The following is a 22,964-nucleotide window of genomic DNA, read 5'->3' as shown; positions in this document are numbered from 1 at the left end:
TGTCCTCATAAAGGGAGGGGAAGTATCCCCTCCATAGATTACCTAACGCTCATGTTGTATCTTTTAAGTGCCTGATCAGCTTTTCTATCAGCTTCCTGCAGTGTTGCCCTTATAGGTTTTCCAGCAAGAATATCCTGAACAGCGTTCTCAATTATTGTCCTTATTTCAGGGAAGTTTCCGATCAATGCTCCCTGGGTTGCTCTGTTTGGAATTGTTTGAAGGAGCTGGTCAAAGGCAGCTTTGTAAGCCGGATGCTTATCAAACCATTTTTCAAATTTTAAAACTTTTACGGCACTTTCTCTTACAGGGAAATAACCTGTTCCTTTGTGCCAGCGAACTTCATTCTCTGTGTTTGTAAACCAGAGTAGAAACTCTTTAGCTGCTTCAAGCTCTTTCTTTGGGTGCCCTTTTGTAACCCATAGGCTTGCACCGCCGACAACGACACCGTTTCTTTTTATACCGTCAGGTACCGGAAGAAATCCAGTGCCTAATTTAAATCCATGCTCATAAGCTGCGTTTTCAAGTATTGTTACATCTGATGTTGAAGTTATAAGCATTGCAGCTTGCTGAGATACGAAAAGGTTATTTGCTCCATCCCAATCTTCAGGTTTTCCTGAGTAGGCGTAGTACCCTTTATCGTATAGTTTTTTCCACCAATTCATAATTCTGTACATCGGTTTTGAGTTGATGTAAATATTTGTAGCTCTTGCTTTTCTACCGTTTTCATTGTTGGCAAGAAGCGCTCCCTGTTCTGCTATCCACTGCTCAACAAACCAGGAGTGGAGAGGCCATGTTATACAGTAGCGAACACCTGCTTTTTTCAGTTTTACACAGGCGTCAACGATTTCGTCAAATGTTTTTGGAGGATTTTCAGGGTCCAGTCCGGCTTTTCTGAAAAGGTCTTTGTTGTAGTAGAGTATCGGGTTTGAGGAGTTAAAAGGAACAGAGTTAAACTTTCCTTTTATCCTGTAATAGTTAGCAACAGGTTTTATGAAATCGTTTAAAAGTGCGTAGTCTCCCGGTTTTACAAGGTCCTGGAACGGCATAAATATTCCAGAATCAAGAGCAAGCTGGCTTCCAACTTCAAAAATCTGAACGATGTGAGGAGCATTTCCCTGCTTGTATGCAAGGATTGCTGAGTTTAGTGTGTCCCTGTAGCTTCCTTTGTACTGAGCTTTTACCTCAATGTTCGGGTGTGTGTAGTTAAAGTCCTGCACCATTCTGTCAATAAATGCAGCTCTTGACCCACCCATCGCGTGCCAGAAAGTGATGTGAATCTTTTCCTGAGCCAGTGCTGATGAAAATGCCGTCAGCACTGCAAAAAGAGCCATGAGAACTTTTTTCATACCTTCCCTCCCTTTAAAGTTTTTTTCCTTTCCCGTCAAAAAAGTGAAGTTTACTCTTCTTACAGTAGAGAGAAACTTTCTTTCCGGATAAAAATTCTTTTTCTGTCAGCTTGGCGTTAATTAGATCTCCTTTCACATTTACAGAGTAGATAATTTCACTTCCATGGTATTCGGAAAATACGACCTCTCCTTCCCCTATTTTTATTTCATCTTCTTTAAAGGAGATATCTTCAGGTCTGACTCCTACTTTTACAGCATTTTCTGGTATTTTGAATGGGAAACTTTCTATTGTTTTCACATCAAAAATATTCATCGGGGGAGTTCCTATAAACTCTGCTACATAAGTAGTTTTTGGGTTTTCATATATGGTTGTTGGTTCGGCGTGCTGCTCTATCTTTCCGTTGTTTATAAGGATAATTTCATCTGCCATACTCATAGCTTCAATCTGATCGTGGGTAACATAGATAACCGTAAGGTTGAGTTTTTGCTGAAGGGATTTAAGTTCTTTTCTCATAGCGCTTCTGAGTTTGGCATCAAGATTTGAAAGTGGTTCATCCATCAGGCATACAGGTCTTTCAGATATTATCGCTCTTGCAAGGGCGACTCTCTGTCGCTGTCCTCCTGATAGCTGTGAAGGTTTTCTATCAAGAAGTTTATCTATTTTTAACATTTTTGTGACTGTATATAGCCTTTTTTCAATCTCTTCCTTTTTAACTTTTCTTACCTTTAGCCCAAACACTATGTTTTCTCTCACATTCATGTGTGGGAAAAGAGCGTAAGATTGAAAAACCATTGAGATATTTCTCTTTGAAGGTTCTTCTTGTGTTACATCTTTTCCATTTATGAAAATTTTTCCACTTGTGGGATAATCAAGTCCTGCAATTAATCTTAAAAGAGTGGTTTTTCCAGAACCTGAAGCTCCAAGGATTACTGTAAAGCTTCACCTTTGGATTGAAAAATTAATATCATTAAGAACTTTTGTTTTATCAAAGCTTTTATTTATGTTTTCAAGAGTTATCATTGCTTCAGTCATGTTTTCCTCTCCTGTTCTGGCAGGAAAAAGATACCAGTAATTCTGTTAGTTTTTTGTTAAATTTCTATTGGATTGATTGAAAATTGACACTACTTGCAAATGATTATCAGATGAGATATAATTTAAACCTGTAAGAATACCCCCAAAACTTTTGAAGGAGGAAAGGGATGAAAAAGTTATTATTGTCTGTAACTGCGATGCTGGCGATTTCTGTGTCAGCGAAAGCGGGAGTATGGGAAACAACATGTTCAAACTGTCACGGAAGAGTTGCACCTTCAAAAACACAGATTCTTGAAAAGTTTGCAACACCAGAAGACCTTGTAAAAAGGGCAAGGGAGCTTGTTAATGCTGGTGTTATGCCAAAAGGTCTTCAGTTTGGCCTTGCTGCCAAAGAGCTTTACGGTAGAATGCCAAAGATGAAAGGTGTTCACATGCCACCTAAAACCGATAAATACACAAGATTTTTTGAAGTTCTACCTTCAACTCCGCCAATTCCGGCAGATAATCCTATGACTGTTGCAAAGGTTAAGCTTGGTAAAATGCTCTATTTTGACCCGAGACTTTCAAGGAGCAATCTTATCTCGTGTAATACATGTCACAACCTATCAATAGGTGGAGATGATAATCAGAAAACTTCCATCGGTGATAAATGGCAGAAAGGACCAAGAAACGCTCCTACCGTTTTCAATGCTGCTTTCTTAAAGGTTCAGTTCTGGGACGGAAGGGCTGCTACACTTGAGGAGCAGGCTAAGGGGCCTCTTACAGCTCACGTTGAGATGAACGCGACTCCTGAAATGGTTGTGAAAAAGCTAAAAGCTATTCCTGAATACAGAGAAATGTTTAAAAAAGCGTTTCCAGGAGAAGTTGATCCTATCACATTTGATAATGTTGCCAAGGCGATAGCAGCTTACGAGAGGACGCTTATAACTCCGAACTCTCCATTTGACAGATATCTCTCAGGTGATAAAAAAGCTCTTTCAAGGGTTCAGATTGAGGGTATGAAGCTGTTTGTTGATAAAGGATGTGTGTCATGTCATAGAGGTCCTGTTCTTTCAGATGGAATGTTTCACAAGTTTAAGATTAACGACGACAAAGGAAGGTATGAAGTTACTAAAAGAAAAGAGGATATGTATAAATTCAGAACAGCTCAGCTCAGGATGGTTTCACAGACAGCACCTTATTTCCACGACGGTTCTGCAAAAACACTTGAAGAAGCAATTGATATAATGGCTAAAAAGATGCTCAATGTGAAGCTTACAAGAAGTGAAATCTATAGAATCAGAAAGTTCCTTGATTCTCTTACAGGACAGGTGCCTATGGAAGCTGTAGTTCTTCCTGTTCTTGATGATTCAAGCAGATAATTTAAGAGTCTGATTTTTCTAAAGTCAGGGGAGCATACAGCTCCCCTTTTCTTTTTCTGGTAAAATAAGTTCTACTATGAATCTTCATTCACAGGGGAGATGTTATATGAAGAAAGTTGTTTCTATTCTTGCTGTCTTTCTTTTCCTTTTTTCCTGCCAGTACTTTGAGAAAGAGAGTAAAGCTATCTATGTAAGTGGAAGAATAGAAGGTAACGAGATAGATGTTGGAACAAAATTCCCCGGAAGAGTAAGAAAGGTCTATGTTGATGAGGGAGATAGTGTAAAAAAGGGGCAGATTATAGCTGTTCTTGAAGCTAAAGATGTGGATGCAAAGCTGAAACAGGCTAAGGCTGGCGTGAAAACAGCAAAAACTGCGGCGTTAGCCAAGGAAAAGGAGATAGCTGTTTATGTTGCCAGGGTAAAAGCTCTTGAAAATAGAAAAACGGCTCTTGAAAAAGAGATAGATGAACAGATTAAAATAGCAAAGAAGAGAAAAGCTCTTGCTGAGAATGATGTTTCTCTTGCGAGAAAGGCGTATGATAAGGCTAAAGCTGTTTTTGATAAAACCAAGGCTGATTTTGAAAGATTTAAAACCCTTTATGAAAAAAGAATTATTTCCCGTGCTGATTTTGATAAAGCAAAGATGGCGTTTGAAGTGGCAAAAGCTGACCTTGAAAGTGCGAAAGAAAACCTTAAGAAAGCTGAGACGGCGGTAAAGATAGCAGATGCCGGGATAAAAATAGCTTTAACTAAAAGAAGTGAAATAGATGCTATCAATAACGAGATACAGTCTTTTAAAGCTATTGTTGAAGCTAAAAGGAAAGAGTATCAGACGTTTCTTGAAAAAGTAAAACAGGCTGAGGCTGTTGTTGAAGAAGTTAAAGCAAATCTTGAAGATATGGTTATTAAATCTCCTATAGATGGTGTTGTTACCGTTAAGTATGTGAATACCGGTGAGGTTGTTCCTGCTGGTTTTAGAATAGTTTCTGTGGTCAATCTTAATGATGTTTATCTTAAAGGGTATATTCCGGAGAAAAAAATAGGGCTTATAAGAATAGGGCAGCCAGCTTATATTGTTGTGGACGCTTATCCTGATAAAAAATTTCCTGCCTATGTAAGTTATATCTCTCAGAAAGCAGAGTTCACACCGAAAGAGGTGCAGACGAAAGAGGAAAGGGTAAAAGAGGTTTTTGCTGTTAAGCTAAAACTTAAAAAGAATCCTGACGGAATTTCAAAGCCGGGAATGCCTGCAGACGGTTATATAGAGCTTTCAAAATGAAAGTTGTTTCTGTAGAAAATTTGAGAAAAACCTATAATCGCGGGAAGGTGGTAGCAGTTGATGGTATATCCTTCTCTGTTAACAGAGAGGAGATATATATCTTTGTTGGTCCTGATGGTGCTGGTAAATCTTCAACGTTAAAGGTTGTGGCAGGCGTTTTATACTATGATGATGGAAAAGTTGAACTTTTTGGTCAGGATATAAAAAGTGATAGAGTTGTTGAAAAGTTAAAAGATAAAATAGCTTTTATGCCTCAAGGTCTTGGTTTAAATCTTTACCACACTTTATCTGTGGAAGAAAATATAGATTTTTTTGCCAATTTACATGATGTTCCTGTTGATGTAAGGGAAAAAAGGAAAAAGCTTCTGCTTGAAGCAACGGGACTTTTGCCGTTTAAGGACAGGGAAGCGGGTAAACTTTCTGGTGGTATGATGCAAAAGCTTGGTATCTGTTGCAGCCTGATTCATACACCTGAACTTATAATCCTTGACGAGCCAACTACAGGAGTTGACCCTGTTTCAAGGCGGGAGCTTTGGAAGCTTATTTACAGGTTTGTTAAAGAGGAAGGAATCACAGCTCTTATCTCAACCTCCTATCTTGATGAAGCTGAAAGAAGCACCACACTTTCAATAATGAAATCGGGAAAGCTCATATTAACATCCTCTCCCGAAGCTCTTCTTGAAGAGAAAATAGATGTTTATGAAGCCGAAGGGAAAGATGTAGAGAAAGCGTATGAGATTGCGTGGAAATACTTTAGGATTCCAAGGTTAAAGGGAAAAGTTTTAAGATTTGTTGCAGATGATATTTCTCCTGTTAAAAACTTCTCTCTTTCTGTAAAAAAGGTTGAGCCTTCTGTTGAGGACCTTTTTCTTCTTAAAACGGGACTTAAAAGGGTAAAGCTTGAGCCTTTTTTCAAGATAGATTTGGATATTCCTGAAGATGCAATAGTTGTAAAAAATGTTGTGAAAAAGTTTGGTGATTTTACAGCTGTTGATAGTGTTTCTTTTACAGTGAAAAGGGGAGAGATATTCGGTCTTCTCGGGCCAAACGGTGCAGGAAAAACCACTCTTATAAAAATGATGACAGGACTTTACAATCCTACATCAGGAGAGTGTTTTATAGCAGGATTTAAAGGTGAAAAAATAAAGCGAGTGATAGGCTATATGTCTCAGAAATTTTCTCTCTATAACGATTTAACCGTTTATGAAAATATGGTTTTATGGGGAAAGATATATAACGTTCACGGAGATGTTTTAAAGGATAGAATAGAGGAAGCTTTAAGGGTTGTTGACCTTGAAAAATATAGAGATTACATAGTTGAGTCTTTACCTCTTGGTATAAAACAGCGGCTTGCACTTATGTGTGCTGTAATCCACGGCCCTGCCGTTCTTTTCCTTGATGAGCCAACTTCAGGAGTTGATCCTGCAGAAAGGGATGCTTTCTGGCAGATAATTAGATTTTTAGTAAGAGAGATAGGTGTTACGGTTATAGTAACAACTCACTATATGGATGAGGCAGAATACTGTGACAGAATTTTGCTTATGAACAGGGGAAGAGCTATAGCTTTTGGCACCCCTTCTTTTCTTAAAAATGAGACTCTTAAGAAGATAGGTAGAATTTATGAGATTAAAACAGAAAATCCTTTTGCTGATGTAGATAGACTTTTAAAAAGTGGATTTAACGCTGTTCTTTACGGGAGGAAAATTCGTATTTATTCAAAAGATGAGCTTTCTCCTGCTGTTCTTGAGAAGGCTGGTGTTAAGATTATTTCTTTTAGAAAAGGTGATGTTACAATGGAAGATGTTTTTGTTTATGCAGTGGGGAGTGATGAATTTTAAAAAGATTAAAACGATAATTCTTAAAGAGTTTAAGGAGATGCTTAAGGATAAGATAGGTGCTCTTGTTATTTTTATCGTTCCCATTTCCACAATGCTTATTTTCGGCTACGGGATGAGACTTGATGTTGACAAGATTCCTTTTGTTGTTGTTGATAGGGATCACTCCTCTTTGAGCAGGGAGCTTATATACAGACTTTCTGCTACAAAAGAGTATTTTAAATTTGTTGGTGAAGTTTCTTCTGAAAAAGTAATAGATGAGATGATTTTAAAGGATAAAGCCCGATTTGGCGTTGTTATTCCTGAAAACTTTGAAAGAGATATAAAAAGGGGTAAAAATAGAAAAATTCTTATTTTGATAGATGCTACATTTCCCTACAGGGGAGAGATGGCAAAAAGTTATGTTGTTGCCGTTGTTAATCAACTGAATCTTGAGAGGATAGGTAAACTCGGAAAAGTTTCTGTTCCTGTTGAGCTTAAAACAAGATACTGGTTCAATGAAAGCTTAAAGCAGGAATACCTTATGGCAGCAGGCACAATGGCGATTGTTCTTTTTATGTCTCCTGCGATAGTTGCTTCTCTTTTAATTGCAAAAGAGAGGGAAAGAGGTTCCATCTATAATATCTACACATCATCAATTACACCGCTTGAGTATCTTTTGGGGAAGCTTTTATACACCTTTTGTATCTCTTTTATCAACTTCTTGATAATTTTTCTTTTGACACTGTATCTATTTAAAGTGCCGTTTAAAGGAAACATATTTCTGTTTGTTCTTGCTTCTTCCATTTTTATAGCTGTGTCTTCCGCTTTTGGGCTTTTTCTTTCAACCTTTTTAAGAACTCAGGTTTCAGCTTTTGTCGGTTCTATCATTCTTACAATTGTTCCTTCGGTGCTTTATTCTGGATATATGACTCCCATAAGTGCAATGAATAAAAGTGGTCTTTTTATGGCGTATATGATACCCACCTTTTACTATATGAAGATTTTAAAAGGGTGCTTTTTTAAGAATACGGGATTCACAGTTATTTTCCCGTATATTACTGCACTTTCTGGGTTTTTCCTGCTGTTTTTTGGACTTAATGTAAAACTTTTCAAGAAGAGAGAAAGATGAGAGATTTTTTTGAGCGCTTTAAAGTTCTTGTATGGAAAGAACTCATTCAGTTTATAAGGAGTAAAGGACTTCTAATTTTCGCAATTTATGCGTTTACTCTTGATATCTATTTTGCCGCTACAGGTATCTCTTTAACTCTAAAAAATGCAAAGTTTTTTGTTCAGGATATGGATATGAGTTCTGTTTCAAGGGAGTATGTTTATAAGTTTCAAAAACCGTATTTTAACTTTCAAGGATATATTCTTGATGATAAAGAGATTGAGAAACTCCTTGTTGATGATAGGGCAATAGCAGTTATCCGCATTCCTGATAATTTTGAGAGAGATTTTAAAAAGGGGAAAGCTGAGATAGGGTTGATTATTAACGGTGCTGAGATAGTTTCAAGCTACCTTTTTTCAGCCTATGCTGCACAGATAACATATAACTTCATAATGGAGCATTTTCCGATTAAGGAGGTAGGCTTAATAGAACCTGAAGGAAGACTTTACTTTAATCAAAATGCTTCAAGTAAGGATTTTATGGGAATTTCCGAACTTTTAACGATTGTAACCCTTTTCCTTCTCATACTTCCATCCTCAGCAATAATAAGAGAAAAGGAGAGGGGAAACATTGAGATGCTTGTGGTTTCTCCTGTGCATAACTACACGTTTATGCTTGCAAAAGTTGTTTCTATGTCTATTGTAATTCTTCTTTGCACCATTTTTTCAATTCTGTTTATTTTAAAAGGGGTTTTAGGTATTCAGGTTAAAGGAAATCTTTTTGAATTTTCCTTTTTCACTCTGATATTTGTTTTTGCTGTGTCAGGTCTTTCCATGTTTATTGCTGCTATTTCTGAGAATATGCTTCAGGTTTCCCAGCTTTCCATTTTGATTCTTGTTCCAATTCTATACCTTTCAGGTTCCTGGACGCCGATAGAAGCGATGCCTAAAGTTTTACAGTATCTTTCCTATCTTTCTCCACTTAAATATTATATAGATGGAGCTTTCGGCATTTTGATTAAAGGACTTTCTTTAAAAGATGTTTTTTATGACCTTTTAGGACTTTTGCTTCTTGGTTCTGCTGTTTTCTCTGCAGGAAGTTATTTCCTGTCTAAAAAGGTTTAAATTTTTTCATTTGAAGTGAGTCCCAAAAATTGTACCATATATTTTTACTTAAAATTTTCAGCTAAGGAGGAGGTCCAATGGGAAAGAGAAAAAGTTACTCACCAGAATTCAAAGCTAAGGTAGCTATTGAAATTATCAAGGGAAAGAAGACCATTTCCTAAATAGTTTCGTGATTTGGCGTTCAAATAGTTCTTTGAAAACCTCCACACAGTGTTTTCATCTAAAAGAAATAAAGAAAAAGAATTGCAGAAAACCATAGATGAACTGTATAAACAAATAGGACAGATGAAGATAGGAAAAGATTTCTTATCCAGAAAATTAGGATTACTCTGAGCAAGAAAGGCTCCAGATGATAGAAAAGGATGTGAATGTGAGCATACGGAGGTAGTGTGAACTTTTATCAGTTCTAAGAAGAAGCTATACAAGCTGAAGAGAGAGAGTGATTTCAGCAGAAAGGTTATGGTTTTAATAAATGAGCAGTACTTAAATGATCCGACTTATGGAATCAGGAGAATGACGGCATATTTGAGCAAGAAAGGTTACGAGATAAACAGAAAGAGAGAAAAGAGATTGATAAGAAAAATGGAAATCAAAGCAGTATATCAAGAACCTAAGACCTCAATACTACCAAAGGAGATACCATCAACAGAAAACCTTGTAAATAGGCTGAAGATAGAATGTGCTAAAATAGATGCCTATTCAAAGAATGTTCTTTCAATACTTTAGAAGAGAAGATTTCAGAGGCAACATTTGTGTTGAAAGCTTTTTAAGGACTTATAAGTATGAATGTTTCTATTTGCAATGAATTAGCTCTTCCAAGGAGGTTAAATAACTTAGTAAGAAATGGATTGAGTATTACAGTAAATAAAGGTTACATCAAGCACTTGCTTATAAGACGGGAGTGTCCATAAAACTGCGTAAATTCTATCACACCTCTAACCTCTCTTCAAGGATTTGTTCAAGTTCAATACATGGTGGACACCCTGATAACTTCTAATATAATCCTCAAATTTCTCATCTGGAGTCTTATAATTTAAATACTGATGAGGTCTTAGGAAGTTGTAAACCATTAAATACTCCAAGAGTTTTTTATTCATCTCATCAATTGTTGGTTCTGTTCCCTCTATCATCCATAGTTCACTCTCTGTCGTCTGAATAAACCTTTCTACATGTGCATTAGTCTTTGGAGACCTTGGATAACTAAAATAGTGTTCTATTTCTCTTTTTTTAAGGTATTCATCAAATTCCCCTAAAAATTCACTTCCATTATCGGTCTGGACTTTCTCTATCTTGAAAGGAAGAAACTTTTCAAGTTCTTTGAAAAACCTTCTTCCGTTTCTACTACTTTTTGTAGAATAAATCCTGGCAAACGCTATTCGGGTAAATTTGTCTATTGCTGTAAATTGGTAAAAGGTTTTACCGCACCAGTAGAGGTATTTGACGTCGATGAGAATTGTTCCTGGTTTGTCTGCTCTCAATCCCCTCCTGGTGCGGTTCTTTTTTCCTTTCTGTTTCCTCTTTTTGAAGACACTTTTTAATTTTTGTGTTCTTTCTATCAGTCTGTATCTTTTGAGAACTCTGTAAACTGTGGAGGGAGATATTTTCAGGTTTAAGTATTTTTTCATGAAGGCTGATATTTTTTCTTTGCTCCAGGTTGGGTATTTTTCTCTTATTGTTATGATGAGATGTTCTATTTCAGGTTCTATTTCAGGTTTTCTTGTTCTGTAGGGTCTTTTATTTCTGTCCTTGAGTCCCTCTATTCCGTAGTTGTCGTATCTTTTCTTCCACTTGTAGAAGGTTGTTGGACTGATGCCGAAGTGTCTACATGTTTTTCTGGCGTTACCTGTTTTGTGGTAATACTCTATCCATTTAAGTCTCTTTTTAACATTTCTGTCTTTTATTTGGTCAAGCTTCTTTTTTACTTTTCTTCCTTTTTTCAGGGTTTCTTTGAGTGCTGTATTTGCGCTTGATATATGGATGGATGTTCCTTTGAATTTTTTTAATTGTTTCATCGGTGGACACCTCCTTTTGGGATTTAAAGGTTATTTTAAGGTGTCCACCTTCTTTCTGAACTTCAACACAGTTTAAGAAAACTTACGGAAGGGGGCTATGATGGAATTTAGAGCAATTCCGGGAAATATAAATGAATTTAGACACTAGGCTGGAACAGTAGGGGAATGGGGAATCGTAATCGTTGCTAAAAGTGAAGAGCTCCTACCGGTTGTTAAATACAACTCCAACGGACTTGATTGTAAAGCAGATCTGAGTGAGGGAATTCTTTTTAGAGACAGAGACAATGAGGAATATTCTTCCAAAGAAAGCAAAAGAGACTTCATATTCTCCATGGAAAGAGCTTTAATTCCCCTCGGCTTTAAAGTCTATATGCCAACAAATTGCTTTATGGATATAAGACCAAGAAGCGGAATAGCTTGGAAAAATGGCATCACAGTCCTTAACAGCCCTGGATTTGTAGATAACGATTATCGAGACACTGTTAAAGCACTTCTTATAAATCTTTCTCTTGAAAAGTTTGAAATCCATCATGGAGACCACATTTGTCAGGCAGTATTCAGCAAGGAATGCCCTATCTACATCGGAGCCAACAAAGAAATTTTTGACAGATTTGAGGAATTTTTTTCATCGGCAAGAGGAAGGAGAGGTTTTGGAGGTACGGGGGTGAGATGAAAGAAGACTTTCCTCTTCCCGTAGCTATCGTTGAAGGTAAAACCATTGGAACGAGAAAAGCAAGGAAACCAGAAAGGGATGCTGAAAGCTCTCTCTAGTTCTCTGCTCTTGGAAATGAGTACTACAAGGAGAAAAAGAGAGTTACAGACAGGGCTTTTAAAAAATACAAGAGGCTTAAGGAAAAGTTCAAAGAAGAAGGCTGGCAGTTAATATAAGATTTTCTAAACAGCAAAATCAACATAGGACAGTTAAGGTTCAGGATAAAGAAGCTCTTTAAAGAAACGTACCACAAAGCTTATGACCTTGGAATGGAATCCTTTGGGGTACCATTTGTCAAAAAAGAAACCGTTGGTATTAGCTGGTTGGATGGAGCAAGAAAGCATGAATACAAGTATCTAAATGGTTTCCTAAGAGACCTTGAAAAGAAGTCTGGCAAGATGGATTACAGAAAACGCTGGGAGATGTACGTTAACACTCTTGATTTTGTCTATTAGGCTGGAAAGATTGAAGCTCTTCCTGCTCAATACGTAATAGACTGGGTAATGACAAAAGCGGAATATTGCGAAAGTTGCCTTTCCCTTCAAAGGCATTCTCCTTATACCAAGTGGACTCTTCCCTGTGTACCAAGAGATGAAACTACAAAGTGCCTTAGTAACTGCAAATGTTACTTGAGAGTAAGACCACTTAAGAATCAAAAAGAATGGTTGCATGCTAAAAGGATTAATAAAAATTGGCTTTTGGTAGAATTGAGAAAAATAAAATGGGGATAAAGTATTATGGAACAATTTACAGCAAAAGGAAAATGGTATATACCTGAGCTTAAAGATAAAGTTTCTTTAGACGGAATAATTACTTACTCTCCGAATAGTGGAATTAAGCTTGATGTCTTAGTTTCCTTTAAAGAAAGTCTTTCCACCAAGGAGCATCAAAAACTTATAGAACCTGAATTAATCCATGGTACTTTAGAGTCAGGGGAACATATTACACTATATAAATGCTTTTCTACAAAAATTCCGATTTGGAATGGCAGTAGTATAGAATACATTGTCAACTATGGATTTATTGGAGGTCTTTTAAATGAAAATTCTTTAACATTTACTCGTTTTGATACAAGTTTTAATCTACTTAATAATTGGTTCGTTCCAAAAGCTCTCAATGTAACCTATGAAAATTCCATAAAAATCAGAAATGTCTTGTTTCCCGATCCAGAAAGTTATGAATTTCCTGTCAATAAAGGCAAATTGACCCTATGGAACTCTTGGAAATCTAACTATACTTTTTCTCAAAAATTTGAGGCAAAATCAGTAACTGGGTTGTCATTTTCTTTTGATGAGGAAGTGGATTTACAAGAGCTTCTTATAACCGTTTATCAACTTCAAATTTTCTTTTCTCTTATTAGTGGTTGGAATTTCTATCCCCAGTTTCTACGTGCTAAGACAGAAAGGGAAGAAGTAGTTGATGTTCTATATAGCTTTAATATCGGTGAAGATTATGATAAAGATATTTCTTGGCATGAACTCCTCTTTAACTTTAGAATACTCCAAGAAAGCTTTGGAGAGAAAATTGAGGAATATTTTGAATCATTAGAAAAATTACAAATTGTTTATGATTTGTTTTACGAGTATAGATTTAGGAAATCCATAGTTGAGGATAAATTCATCAATATAGCAAGAGCTTTAGAGGTTTATCATAGAAAAAGTTTTAATGAAAACAGCTTATCGGAGTGGCTGATAGAGTTACTTTTGGAAGAAATCAAAAAAAGTGTTAGATTGAAAATAAAAGAAGAGAAGCTTAATAAAAGAGAAATCGATGAAGTTGAAAGATTTATTTCACGTATTAAATATTTTAACGAACCTCCACTTTTTAAAAGGCTCAAAGATCTATATAGATTACTTAGAAATATCGACTTCATTAAGCAATTATTTGGTGGAAACAAAAGGAAAGTTAATAGCTTTTTACGTAGAGTCTATGTATCACGGAATTATTATGTTCATTTTAATCCAGATTTAGAAAAAGATGCTTTCAAAGGATTAGAACTTTACTGGGTGAACAAAAAGATAGGAACTTTCTTAGAAGCTCTTCTTTTAAAAGGAATTGGATTCACTGATTCTGAATTAAATACAGCATTTACGAACAATTTAAAGTATCAACAATTAGCGAGGTAGAAAGTGACAGACAAAAGCGGAATCATAGACATGGAAGAAATCAACGCCGTCGCTGCCTTCATAGTGGCTCTAAAACAGCAGGGGTTTAGGGGAAATGTGGTAATAGGGATGAAGGACAGGAATATAGTTGTAAAATTGGAAACTTTTGTTAAGGTAAAAGATTTAAAAAACTTCGCTAAAAAGCCGATTACAGAAATGCTCTTCAAAGGATCTTCAGATGAAACTGTAAAGTGATAGAATATCACCATCAATGGGGTTAGGGAGGAAATTTAGGATGCCAAAAATTTTCCTCTTTTTCATAGCCGTAATCACTTTTCTTTTTTCTTGTGGGCAAAAAGAAGCTGAAAAACCTTTTATGCCACGTGAGGAATTTGTAGGAACCTGGAAGTTTGAGAATACTAATGAAGGGAATTCTGTTGTTTACTTAATGAACATAAGTGGTAGAGAGTTGACTTTCGAGTTTAAATCCGATGGAAGTATTGTTCATATAGCAAAGCCAAAACCATATCCAGTAGTTTATACTTGGGAAATACAGGGAAAATACTTAATTCTCCATTTCAAAAACAATGACATTTTAAATCTGGATAATAAGCTTGAAGCTATAAAAGAGGAAGAGGATTGCATAGTCTTTAAACCAATTGCCACGGGAACCCTCAAAGTTGCTGGAAACTATAAGGCATGTAGAGTGGAATAGAGGTGTAAATGAAGAAAGTATTCTTATTTTTCCTTTTTCTGCTTTTGACTACGGCAAGTAGCTTTTCTCAGGATTGTTATCGTCTCTTATATGTTATTGATGGAGATACTATAAAAATCCTCTATCACGGTAAGAAAACATCTGTAAGACTTTCAGAAATTGATACTCCAGAATCCCGTAAGAATAGAAGAGCTTACTATCAAGCAAGAAAAAATTATCAAGATGTAGAAACTATCGTCTATTTAGGAAAGCAAGCTAAAAGACACCTTAAAGAGCTCCTTGCTCGATACGAACAGGTTTGTTTAGTTTATGACCAGAACAATGCTTACCACAACCACAGAGATAGATACGGACGGATCTTAGCTTATGTCTATACTCCAGATGGAAAGTTTATCAATAAGTTAATGTTGGAAGATGGCTACGCTTACCTGTTTACTCGGTATCCTTTAGAACCAGAATATGAGCAAGAATTGAGGAAAGCTTTTAAAAAGGCTATTGAAGAAGAAAAAGGGCTTTGGAAATAGTTTCTGAGAAGGATAAGTTTGAGAGGTAAATCTTGGAAATTGTAGATGTAGGGCAAAAGATATGTGTGAAATATTTATGAAACTTATTGATTGGCTTGATGGGCATTCGGGTTTTATTACTGCAATGGCTACAATATCCATAGCTTGCTTAACAAAAAGGCTAATTGATGAAAATAAATTACTTAGAGAAGAAACTAAAGATGAACCTTCCTTAGTTGTCGTAAAGACAGGAAATGATTCTGGAAAGATAAGAGTAACCAACCTGTCAAAACACCATGTTGCTTTACATGCAATAATTCTTGCCGAGAATGTAAAAGAAAGAGACGTTATTCATTTTCTTAAAGAATCAGGGGGAAATTTTACGGATCCTGTTATACTACCTTCAGCTTCTGTGCTTCAATTTTCCTATGAGAAGGTAAGAGATTGGAGTCAACGTACTGTTATTGACAAGAAGGATATCTGGATATTACCGCCTCCATTCGTAGAAGCAGAAGCTTCTAAACCGTCTTCCTTGTATTCAAAAATACAAGGATTAGGTCTTTCCAGCTCTTCCAAAATTAAACAAGTATTTGTTGTATTTTTCTATGGAAAGTATAAAAAACCATACTTGCTAAAGGTGGATTTTAAAGATCCGGATGCTTCTCTTTTTTCAGATTCAGAACAGAAACTTATAGATATAGAGAAGACTTCTTATTGAACTTTTACTACTAAGAAAGTAGTTTGAGAGGTAGAAAATAACAGGAAATTTTGGAGGTAAGTATATGGGATCCTATAAGAAAATAAATCTAACTGAAGATAAACTTAAAGAAATAATACAGGAGCTTGAGAGTCAAAAGGGGATTAAAGTAACAAATAAACAACAAGGAGATGGTAGTATTCAGCTTCAAATTACTATACCAGGACAAAAACCAGCTCTTTTGAGGATTTGGTTTAAACCAGACGGGGCGACTATTCAATATAAGTTGGGTAAAAATCAGGAACTGTCAAAACAAATTGCAGATAGAATTGTCGAACTGGCTGGAAAATTAGAAGACGTAGCTAAATCTTTTGAAGGAATAACTTCTGAATTATTAGATGAACTGTTGTTTTCTTTAGAAGACTTGGGAATGCAAATCTTAAAAGAAAAAAAGACTAATGAAACGCTTTTCATTCTTACTTGGCATTCTGGGCAGAAGTTGACTATGCATTATTATCCATCAACATGTAAACTATTTGTCCAAGGGAAGAAGAATAGAATTTTTGACGAAATTACTATATGGTATGCAAATTGCAAATCGGAAACAGTGGAAGAAGCTATTAAGTTAATTTTCTCAAGCTTTTCCGAAATAGAAAAAACCATAGAAGAATTTCCAGATTCTATTTTAGAGTCCAAAGTAAGAGAAAAAATTACTTCCGCTTACGATAAGTTAGATCAAGCAGAAAAGAAATGGATAAAAACTTCGGTCTATATGTTGGCATTACATAAAGACTTGCCGGATTTTTATCCGGCAGTTTCAGGTATATTAAAGCTAAGTGAAGGAGTTTTAAAGAGGATTTTCGTAAGAAGGAGATTGTTTAGATTTGAGGATAAAAGAAAAGAGTTTGTACATTTCAATAAAAGAAACAACAGGTATTTTCTCAAAACAGATTACCAATCAGTTTTTGAGTCATATCAAATCCCTATAGTAGAAGAGGCTTATAATTTTATAGTTGACAATCGTCATAAATTTCAGCATGCCCAATTTATGGCATCGCCAGAGTTGAGCCGTGAGGATGCTCAGAACATATTAGACGGAATCTGTGGTTTGTTAAGAAAACTGAATGGCACAGGATTGCTATGAGGATTCGGAAGACAAGGTATCCTGATAATAAGAGGTACGGGTTTTATATAAGTTCTCAGGAAGACTTTATCTTGATAGTTCCTTTTGGGACTGCTCATATTTTTGACTATTTAGACGTAGTAGAAAAAGAGGTCAAAAAACAAGCAGCCAATATTAGACTCTCAAAAGTCGATATTTTTATCGATCTACTGCCAATTGTTGGAAATAGAGAAAAGACGCTTTTCAAGTTTTCTTACAACAAAGAAAATGGAAATATAGATTGGTTCGTCTATGAGGAATTTTCTATAGAGGAGATTCCTGAACACATACTTGAAGTTATGAAGAAGGTTTACGAAGAACATAAAGAAACTCTTTGGGAATTCCTACTTCCTTCTGAGAAGAAAAAATTTGAAACTGTTTTATCTTTTTAATTTCTTTTTTCCTTTCAAAAGCTTCTTATAAGTTTTTCTGTAATTAAACTCTTTTCCCACAATCTCTCTTCTCTCAATGTCCTCAGTGTGGTTGTCTATATTTCTTTTGGAATCATCCTCCCAATATTGGTAGTGTACGATATTTTGTGTAAGCCAGGAATAGCATTAACATTAACCTGCTATTCCCATCGCAGATGATAACAATCGTAACATGGCAGTTGCAACATTAATTGCTGCATCAGCTCCTTCAAGAACTTCCTTAAGAACCAAGAAATTAGGTTTAAGCTTAGGAATCCTCTTTCTTCGTTCTCCCTCTTTTTTTGACGTTTGCTCTTGCTTCTTAGATTCTCTTAAAGCATATTCCTGTAAGATGTTAAATACTTCCTTAAGTTCTTTGTATTTTAATAATTCATCAGAGTTATCTATTGACAGCCATACAGTTTTAGAAGCTCTTGTCAAAAGTACATAGATTTTCCTGTAAAAAAGAGGATCCTGATCTACATATCTGCCCAACAAAAATTTACCGAAACTATCTATAATCACATAAGGAGCTTCCAACCCTTTTATTGACTGTAACGTAGCAACTTCTATATTAGGATCATTAGGGAACTTTGAAGAAATGAAATCACTTATCTCTTTTACTCTATTTGATTCATAGCTTAAGATTAAGACTTTTTCATTTCTTGGTAACTTGCTTACTATGTTTCCAATCTTCTCTAAGTCACGAAGATCGTCAACTACTAAATCTCCTTCTTCTAAAAGGAGGTTCAAATCTGATAAGAGATCTCTGGAAAGGTAATGTATATTCTTGTAATATTCATTAATCGAGCTATCCCTTGAGAGAATTTTCAAAGCACATTCACATATATTAGATGGCGTCCGATAAACGTTCCTAAGATTTCTCTCCTTTTCCGTAGTTATCTCTATCCTTTTTCCATATTTGTCACTAAAAATTTCCTCTATGCTCTGCATAGAGAATTCATAAAAACACTGAGCTTCATCAACAAAGAAGATACAGTTTTTAATTTCCTCGTAAATTACTCTCATTAAACCAGGAGGCATATCCTGTGTCTCATCGCATAGGAAGTAATCTATACGATTTTTAAGTAAAAACCTTCTAAACTTTTTCCTGAACTCTTCTATGGCTTTCTTTTCCTGGTTATACAAAGAGTTCAATTTTTCATCTATCCTTCCTCTTTTAACCCCTAATTTTGAAAAATCAAACTCTATTCGTTTTAATAGTCCCATAAGAGAATAGATGTAGATATTTTTGGGAAGTTTTCCTATAGAAGCGGAAATTTCTTCCTTTAGATAATCTCTGAGCTTTGCATTGAAACAAAGTACAAGAAACTTTTTCCTTGGATTCGCCTTATAACGATTTAGAACGAAATTTATAAGTAGTGCTGTTTTACCTGTTCCAGCTACACCTCTTACAATCAAGAAGTCACCTGTATATCCATTTAATGCCGACAGCTGTTTGTGGTCGAAGAAAAATATTTGTTCCTTCCCGATAATAGTTACTATATTCTTCTCACTATATTCTTTTGGAGGAGCTAAGAGTTCAGAAATTTTCAAAAAATCTTCATACTTTGGCACATATCCCACAGTAGAGTTAAAAAACATACTAAATGCTTTAGGGTTTTCTATTTCATCTTTAAAGAAAATGTGATTCCTATAGTTTCGATAAAATTTCTTACTTTTAAAGAGCGCTTCTGCTTCCTGAGAGGTTGTAGAGGGAAATACAATTCTGAACTCTACATTTATAGGAACTCTTCCAAGTTCATCTTCAATCATAGCCATAATTAAATCTCTTTTTTTTCTAACACTTGGGTACGGATTATCTTTCTCAAAATGATCTAAGCTTTTCCAATCTTTTACCTCTACTACGTAAATACCAAGAACAGGATGAATTAGAAGTACATCTATTTCTCTCGAACTACTTATATCACCAATAGCAGTACGAACAAGTAATATAAAATTTTCCTCTTTCTCTCTTAGAAATAAGTGCCTTCTAATAGCTTCAGCTACTTTATACTCTCCCTTTTCTCCTTTTGAGATTCTATATTCAGCTCCTCTTGGCATTTTCTCCCCAACTTTTTTCAAAAATAGAAAAAGAAAATCCATGATTTAGAATTATACACTTAATAGCTTGATTAGCAAACAACTCCAGAGAGTGTTTGAAAAATCATCCAGACAAAAAACAAAACTCCCATATTAAAGAGGATAAACTTAGCTAAGACAAACAGTTGAGCTATATGAAAGCTCTTTGTTCTCTCGTAACTACCAACATCCTGCTTAACTTCTCAAAAAATACTCTCTATCAGTCCTCTAAACCTGTAAATTTCATCAGATTCTAAAAGCTCTTTGCATTTAAGCCTGATCTCAGATTTAATACCCTTTCTTAATGTTTCTTTCATCTTTATGTAAGGTTTTAAGCCTGCTAACAGAACAAGTTCAATAAACTTAATGCTGTCATAAGCTTTGTCTCCTAAAAATGGCTTTCCTTTCAAAGCTCTCCATATAAATCCCCTTTCGTTTAACCACCTAACTATTCTCTCTCCAAGTTTCACTTCCGAAGAGTAACTCTTTCCAGGTGATACAGTAAGAATGAACCTTTTTCCATCTTTTAGGTGAACACTTAATACAACAACTTTAACGTGGCTTTTTAGCTCCTTTATCTCTTTGCCTCTTAGAATTTTCAATGGATAAATCTCATTGTATTTGAAACCAGTTCCATCTATTATCAGAAATCTTAGTTCTTTATGATACTTCCCTAAGAGTCTTCGAGAGATAAAGTTCAGAAAATCTATAAGGAGAATGGAAGGTAGTTGCTTGAGTCGGTAATAATAGGTTGAAAAATCAGGAATATTCTCTCTTCCAAATATCTGAACTGCCAAATATTCAAGGCCTCTGAATGATAGGTTCCAGGCTACTTGGAGGAAAAGAAGGGTAAGAATTATCTCGTCAGGGTATTTTTTGGGTCTTCCTCTTTTGGTTCTAAAAGGATATAAATATACCAGTACAGCCTGTCCTCTCCGGTTCATGTATGTTTTTGATAGGTTGAGTACTTTGTGGAAATTTAGTCTTTTCGCTTTCATACCGGAGAGGATAGGCTTTTTTGTTGATTTTGGCAATTTTTAAACACCCTCTTTGACATACTTGAAAAATTTTTACATTAATTTTACAATTGTCATGATAATAAATTTCTTATCCAACTTTCAGTAGAATATCTTTATTATAAAGGAGGAGAGATGGGTTTTAGGAAAATTCTTGTGGCACTTGATGGCTATCCTGCATCTCTTGGAGCCTTTAAAAAGGCGGTGGAAATTGCCAAAACTTACGGAGCAGAAGTTGTGGCTCTGCAAGTTGAAGAAGATGTTCCGTTGCTTCCTGCGGAAAAGATGATGGAAGCTCATATTGATGAGCTTGTTACCTCCCGCCCTCTTGATGTTGCTAAAGAGTACGGAAAAATGGCAGGTATTGAGATTAAAGTTATCAAAAAGGTAGGTGAGCCTGTGGCAGGTATCATCCTTGAAACTGCGGAGGAAGAAGGAGTTGATCTTATAATTCTTGGAGATTCCCGCAAAAGTGGTTTTGAGAAACTTTATCTTGGCAGTGTTTCTCAAAGTGTTATGGAAAATGCAAAATGCCCTGTTATGGTAATTAAAAAGGGATGGATGAATATTTCAGACCTTGTTAAGCTTGCAAAAGAGGTGGAGGAAAAGCCTGAAGAGATTGTTGAGGAGGAAAAGCCTGTTTATGACCCTCAGGTGATAAAGGAAAATTTCAAGTTCAGCGGAACGCTTTTTCTTATTCTTTCTGTTGTCTATTTTTTTGCTGCTACTATAGCTTCAAAACCGTTTAAAGATATAGCTGCGTATGAGATTTTAGGTCTTCCTTTTGCTGTATGGTGCGGTTTATTTCTTGTTGTTGCCGGTATTGTTCTTACCAGAATTTATATAAACAGAGTTGGAGGTGAAGGAGCATGAGTTTGACCTATCCGGTAGCCTTTATAATTGTGGCTGTAAGTGTTTTTATTTCTATCTATATAAGTTTTTATTTTAGAAAGCAGACAAGAACCACTTCTTCCTTTTTCGTTGCAGGTGGAGAGATTCCGTGGAAAATCAACGGACTTGCCATGTTTGGAGATTACTGTAGTGCTGCAAGTTTCCTTGGTGTTGCAGGTGCGATTGCAATTGTAGGAATTGATGGCTGGTGGCTTGCTCTTGGTTTTTTTGCAACATGGATGGCGGTTCTGTTTCTTGTAGCCGGACCTTTGAAGAATGCTGGAAAGTTTACAGTTGGAGATGTGATAAGTGAAAGATTTGGAAAGGGTAAAGATATAAGAACGATTGCGATGATTACAACTCTTGTTCTCTCTTCTCTCTATCTCGTCCCTCAGATTGTAGGTGCAGGACATCTTTTTAAACTTTTACTTGGATGGGATTACACTTTGACAGTTATAGTTTCTGGTGTTCTTATTACTCTTCTTGTTATTATAGGGGGGATGAAAGGTACAACTTTCAATCAGGCTATTCAGGGTATTGTTCTTCTTGGTGCAATGCTTCTTCTTCTTATCTCTGCTGCTGTTATCTATTACAACGGAAATATTTTTAGCATAATTACAACCGGCAAGAAAGTTGTGCCGACTGTTATAGCTGCTAAAGAGGCTGCTGATATTGTTAAAAATGCACCGGATGCAAAAGCAGCTGTTGAGGCTGTAAGAAGTGCAATGCCGGGGGCTCCTGGAGCTTTAACTCCCGGTGTAGGACTTAGAGACTTTGCAAACCATTTAAGTCTTGTTCTTGGACTTTTTGTTGGTGTTCTTGGATTGCCTCACATTCTTATAAGGTTTTATACTGTTAGAAGTGCTAAAGCAGCTCAAAAGAGTATTGAATTTACTATCTGGGGACTTGCTATCTTTTATACGGCTGTTCTTTTTGTCGGTCTTGCAATTATGTATATTCTCTATCCTGAACTTGTTGACCTTGTGGCTTCTGGAAAGCGCGGTATCGCAACGAACATGGCTGTTCCGATGCTTGGTCAGAGGATAGGTGGTGAGCTTTTCCTTGGTCTTATTGCAGCCGGTGCTCTTGCTGCAATGTTAAGTACCTGTACAGGTCTTCTTATTACGGCTACAACAAGTATTGCTCACGACCTTTACGCTTCCATATTTAAGCCTGATAGTAGTGATGAGGAAAGAGTTAATTTTGCAAAGAAAGCGGTTCTTGTTCTTTCTGCCATATCAATTCTTCTTGCGATATGGCTTAAAAATCAGAACGTTGGAATGCTTGTTGGTATGAGTTTTGGCATAGCTGCAAGTACGTTTGCTCCCGCCATTGTTCTTACTGTGTGGTGGAAGAGGCTTACAAAGCAGGGAGTTGTTATTGGTATGGCTGCAGGGCTTCTTGTTTCTCTTCTGTTCACATTTGCAAGGTTCTTTAAACTTAAAACGCTGTTTGGTATTCCGGTTCTTGTTAATCCTGCCCTTTACAGTGTACCTGTTGCGTTTCTTGTGTTTATCGTTGTGAGTCTTATGACAAAAGATGTTGGTAAGGTTGAGGAGTTTATGGCGAAGGCTCACCAGAGAAAATAATT

21 protein-coding genes and 1 pseudogene are annotated in these 22,964 nt (G+C 36.0%); 17 read left to right on the top strand and 5 right to left on the bottom strand.

Annotated elements, in window-relative coordinates; all coding sequences use genetic code 11:
* Window positions 1-38: 38 nt before the first annotated feature.
* Window positions 39-1,346 (bottom strand): ABC transporter substrate-binding protein, encoded by a 1,308-nt coding sequence (locus CHB58_RS02350; protein WP_089322499.1) that lies wholly within the window; start codon window positions 1,344-1,346, stop codon window positions 39-41.
* Window positions 1,347-1,359: 13 nt separating this feature from the next.
* Window positions 1,360-2,274 carry an ABC transporter ATP-binding protein gene (locus CHB58_RS02345; protein ID WP_219350059.1) on the bottom strand — a complete coding sequence of 305 codons (915 nt, stop codon included), beginning with the start codon at window positions 2,272-2,274 and terminating at the stop codon, window positions 1,360-1,362.
* 272 nt (window positions 2,275-2,546) lie between these two features.
* Between CHB58_RS02345 and CHB58_RS02340 the strand changes: the two genes are divergently transcribed.
* The 6 genes from CHB58_RS02340 to CHB58_RS02315 all read left to right on the top strand — a co-directional run bounded on the left by CHB58_RS02340 (window position 2,547) and on the right by CHB58_RS02315 (window position 9,794).
* On the top strand, window positions 2,547-3,740 hold the full coding sequence (locus CHB58_RS02340; protein WP_089322498.1) for a cytochrome-c peroxidase: 1,194 nt from the start codon (window positions 2,547-2,549) through the stop codon (window positions 3,738-3,740).
* 106 nt (window positions 3,741-3,846) lie between these two features.
* On the top strand, window positions 3,847-5,019 hold the full coding sequence (locus tag CHB58_RS02335) for an HlyD family secretion protein (protein ID WP_180706401.1): 1,173 nt from the start codon (window positions 3,847-3,849) through the stop codon (window positions 5,017-5,019).
* A complete protein-coding gene (locus tag CHB58_RS02330) occupies window positions 5,016-6,857 on the top strand; it encodes an ATP-binding cassette domain-containing protein (protein ID WP_089322496.1) in 1,842 nt (613 codons plus the stop codon). Before CHB58_RS02335 ends, CHB58_RS02330 begins: the two co-directional genes overlap by 4 nt.
* Complete coding sequence (locus CHB58_RS02325; protein ID WP_180706400.1) at window positions 6,847-7,965, top strand: ABC transporter permease; 1,119 nt, start codon at window positions 6,847-6,849, stop codon at window positions 7,963-7,965. Before CHB58_RS02330 ends, CHB58_RS02325 begins: the two co-directional genes overlap by 11 nt.
* Window positions 7,962-9,068 (top strand): ABC transporter permease, encoded by a 1,107-nt coding sequence (locus tag CHB58_RS02320; RefSeq protein WP_089322494.1) that lies wholly within the window; start codon window positions 7,962-7,964, stop codon window positions 9,066-9,068. The genes CHB58_RS02325 and CHB58_RS02320 overlap by 4 nt, the downstream gene beginning before the upstream one ends.
* A 459-nt stretch (window positions 9,069-9,527) precedes the next feature.
* Complete coding sequence (locus tag CHB58_RS02315; RefSeq protein ID WP_089322493.1) at window positions 9,528-9,794, top strand: IS3 family transposase; 267 nt, start codon at window positions 9,528-9,530, stop codon at window positions 9,792-9,794.
* A gap of 209 nt (window positions 9,795-10,003) precedes the next feature.
* Here CHB58_RS02315 and CHB58_RS02310 read toward each other — a convergent pair whose 3' ends face one another.
* Window positions 10,004-11,080: an IS481 family transposase gene (locus CHB58_RS02310; RefSeq protein ID WP_089322492.1), complete on the bottom strand. Its 1,077-nt coding sequence runs from the start codon at window positions 11,078-11,080 to the stop codon at window positions 10,004-10,006.
* A gap of 331 nt (window positions 11,081-11,411) precedes the next feature.
* Here CHB58_RS02310 and CHB58_RS02305 point away from each other — a divergent pair, with 331 nt between their 5' ends.
* The 9 genes from CHB58_RS02305 (at window position 11,412) to CHB58_RS02265 (ending at window position 17,366) form a co-directional block, all read left to right on the top strand.
* Window positions 11,412-11,753 (top strand): dUTP diphosphatase, encoded by a 342-nt coding sequence (locus CHB58_RS02305; RefSeq protein ID WP_089322491.1) that lies wholly within the window; start codon window positions 11,412-11,414, stop codon window positions 11,751-11,753.
* Between the two features lie 308 nt (window positions 11,754-12,061).
* Window positions 12,062-12,247, top strand: a complete 186-nt coding sequence (locus tag CHB58_RS02300; protein WP_089322490.1) for a hypothetical protein — start codon at window positions 12,062-12,064, stop codon at window positions 12,245-12,247.
* Window positions 12,248-12,529: 282 nt separating this feature from the next.
* Window positions 12,530-13,918 (top strand): ApeA N-terminal domain 1-containing protein, encoded by a 1,389-nt coding sequence (locus CHB58_RS02295; protein WP_089322489.1) that lies wholly within the window; start codon window positions 12,530-12,532, stop codon window positions 13,916-13,918.
* 3 nt (window positions 13,919-13,921) lie between these two features.
* Window positions 13,922-14,152 carry a hypothetical protein gene (locus CHB58_RS02290; RefSeq protein ID WP_089322488.1) on the top strand — a complete coding sequence of 77 codons (231 nt, stop codon included), beginning with the start codon at window positions 13,922-13,924 and terminating at the stop codon, window positions 14,150-14,152.
* 40 nt (window positions 14,153-14,192) lie between these two features.
* Complete coding sequence (locus CHB58_RS02285; protein ID WP_089322487.1) at window positions 14,193-14,612, top strand: hypothetical protein; 420 nt, start codon at window positions 14,193-14,195, stop codon at window positions 14,610-14,612.
* An 8-nt stretch (window positions 14,613-14,620) separates the two neighbouring features.
* Window positions 14,621-15,136, top strand: coding sequence for a thermonuclease family protein (locus tag CHB58_RS02280; RefSeq protein ID WP_089322486.1), 516 nt, complete (start codon window positions 14,621-14,623; stop codon window positions 15,134-15,136).
* Between the two features lie 76 nt (window positions 15,137-15,212).
* Window positions 15,213-15,833 (top strand): hypothetical protein, encoded by a 621-nt coding sequence (locus CHB58_RS02275; protein ID WP_143340991.1) that lies wholly within the window; start codon window positions 15,213-15,215, stop codon window positions 15,831-15,833.
* A gap of 64 nt (window positions 15,834-15,897) precedes the next feature.
* Window positions 15,898-16,956: a type II toxin-antitoxin system RnlA family toxin gene (locus CHB58_RS02270; RefSeq protein ID WP_089322484.1), complete on the top strand. Its 1,059-nt coding sequence runs from the start codon at window positions 15,898-15,900 to the stop codon at window positions 16,954-16,956.
* A gap of 71 nt (window positions 16,957-17,027) precedes the next feature.
* Window positions 17,028-17,366, top strand: coding sequence for a hypothetical protein (locus CHB58_RS02265; protein ID WP_219350058.1), 339 nt, complete (start codon window positions 17,028-17,030; stop codon window positions 17,364-17,366).
* 171 nt (window positions 17,367-17,537) lie between these two features.
* Here CHB58_RS02265 and CHB58_RS02260 read toward each other — a convergent pair whose 3' ends face one another.
* Both CHB58_RS02260 and CHB58_RS02255 read right to left on the bottom strand, forming a co-directional pair.
* Entirely contained in the window at window positions 17,538-19,469 is a 1,932-nt protein-coding gene (locus CHB58_RS02260; protein ID WP_180706399.1) for a nuclease-related domain-containing DEAD/DEAH box helicase, read from the bottom strand.
* 50 nt (window positions 19,470-19,519) lie between these two features.
* Window positions 19,520-20,500, bottom strand: a pseudogene (locus CHB58_RS02255) (IS5 family transposase).
* A 117-nt stretch (window positions 20,501-20,617) separates the two neighbouring features.
* Between CHB58_RS02255 and CHB58_RS02250 the strand changes: the two are divergent.
* Window positions 20,618-21,355 carry a universal stress protein gene (locus tag CHB58_RS02250; RefSeq protein ID WP_089322481.1) on the top strand — a complete coding sequence of 246 codons (738 nt, stop codon included), beginning with the start codon at window positions 20,618-20,620 and terminating at the stop codon, window positions 21,353-21,355.
* Entirely contained in the window at window positions 21,352-22,962 is a 1,611-nt protein-coding gene (locus tag CHB58_RS02245) for a sodium/solute symporter (protein WP_219350057.1), read from the top strand. The genes CHB58_RS02250 and CHB58_RS02245 overlap by 4 nt, the downstream gene beginning before the upstream one ends.
* The last annotated feature ends 2 nt before the right edge of the window (window positions 22,963-22,964 follow it).

It is taken from the genome of Desulfurobacterium atlanticum, from assembly GCF_900188395.1.
Classification (GTDB): Bacteria; Aquificota; Aquificia; order Desulfurobacteriales; family Desulfurobacteriaceae; genus Desulfurobacterium_A; species Desulfurobacterium_A atlanticum.
Note: the sequence above shows the minus strand (reverse complement) of the source record. Positions and strands in the feature narration are given on the sequence as shown.

Bases quoted from the DNA above. Each gene is read 5' to 3' on its own strand.
- CHB58_RS02350 (WP_089322499.1), bottom strand. From the start codon at position 1,346: ATGAAAAAAGTTCTCATGGCTCTTTTTGCAGTGCTGACGGCATTTTCA.
- CHB58_RS02340 (WP_089322498.1), top strand. From the start codon at position 2,547: ATGAAAAAGTTATTATTGTCTGTAACTGCGATGCTGGCGATTTCTGTG.
- CHB58_RS02335 (WP_180706401.1), top strand. From the start codon at position 3,847: ATGAAGAAAGTTGTTTCTATTCTTGCTGTCTTTCTTTTCCTTTTTTCC.
- CHB58_RS02330 (WP_089322496.1), top strand. From the start codon at position 5,016: ATGAAAGTTGTTTCTGTAGAAAATTTGAGAAAAACCTATAATCGCGGG.
- CHB58_RS02325 (WP_180706400.1), top strand. From the start codon at position 6,847: ATGAATTTTAAAAAGATTAAAACGATAATTCTTAAAGAGTTTAAGGAG.
- CHB58_RS02320 (WP_089322494.1), top strand. From the start codon at position 7,962: ATGAGAGATTTTTTTGAGCGCTTTAAAGTTCTTGTATGGAAAGAACTC.
- CHB58_RS02315 (WP_089322493.1), top strand. From the start codon at position 9,528: ATGGTTTTAATAAATGAGCAGTACTTAAATGATCCGACTTATGGAATC.
- CHB58_RS02310 (WP_089322492.1), bottom strand. From the start codon at position 11,080: ATGAAACAATTAAAAAAATTCAAAGGAACATCCATCCATATATCAAGC.
- CHB58_RS02305 (WP_089322491.1), top strand. From the start codon at position 11,412: ATGGAAAGAGCTTTAATTCCCCTCGGCTTTAAAGTCTATATGCCAACA.
- CHB58_RS02300 (WP_089322490.1), top strand. From the start codon at position 12,062: ATGGAATCCTTTGGGGTACCATTTGTCAAAAAAGAAACCGTTGGTATT.
- CHB58_RS02295 (WP_089322489.1), top strand. From the start codon at position 12,530: ATGGAACAATTTACAGCAAAAGGAAAATGGTATATACCTGAGCTTAAA.
- CHB58_RS02285 (WP_089322487.1), top strand. From the start codon at position 14,193: ATGCCAAAAATTTTCCTCTTTTTCATAGCCGTAATCACTTTTCTTTTT.
- CHB58_RS02280 (WP_089322486.1), top strand. From the start codon at position 14,621: ATGAAGAAAGTATTCTTATTTTTCCTTTTTCTGCTTTTGACTACGGCA.
- CHB58_RS02275 (WP_143340991.1), top strand. From the start codon at position 15,213: ATGAAACTTATTGATTGGCTTGATGGGCATTCGGGTTTTATTACTGCA.
- CHB58_RS02270 (WP_089322484.1), top strand. From the start codon at position 15,898: ATGGGATCCTATAAGAAAATAAATCTAACTGAAGATAAACTTAAAGAA.
- CHB58_RS02250 (WP_089322481.1), top strand. From the start codon at position 20,618: ATGGGTTTTAGGAAAATTCTTGTGGCACTTGATGGCTATCCTGCATCT.
- CHB58_RS02245 (WP_219350057.1), top strand. From the start codon at position 21,352: ATGAGTTTGACCTATCCGGTAGCCTTTATAATTGTGGCTGTAAGTGTT.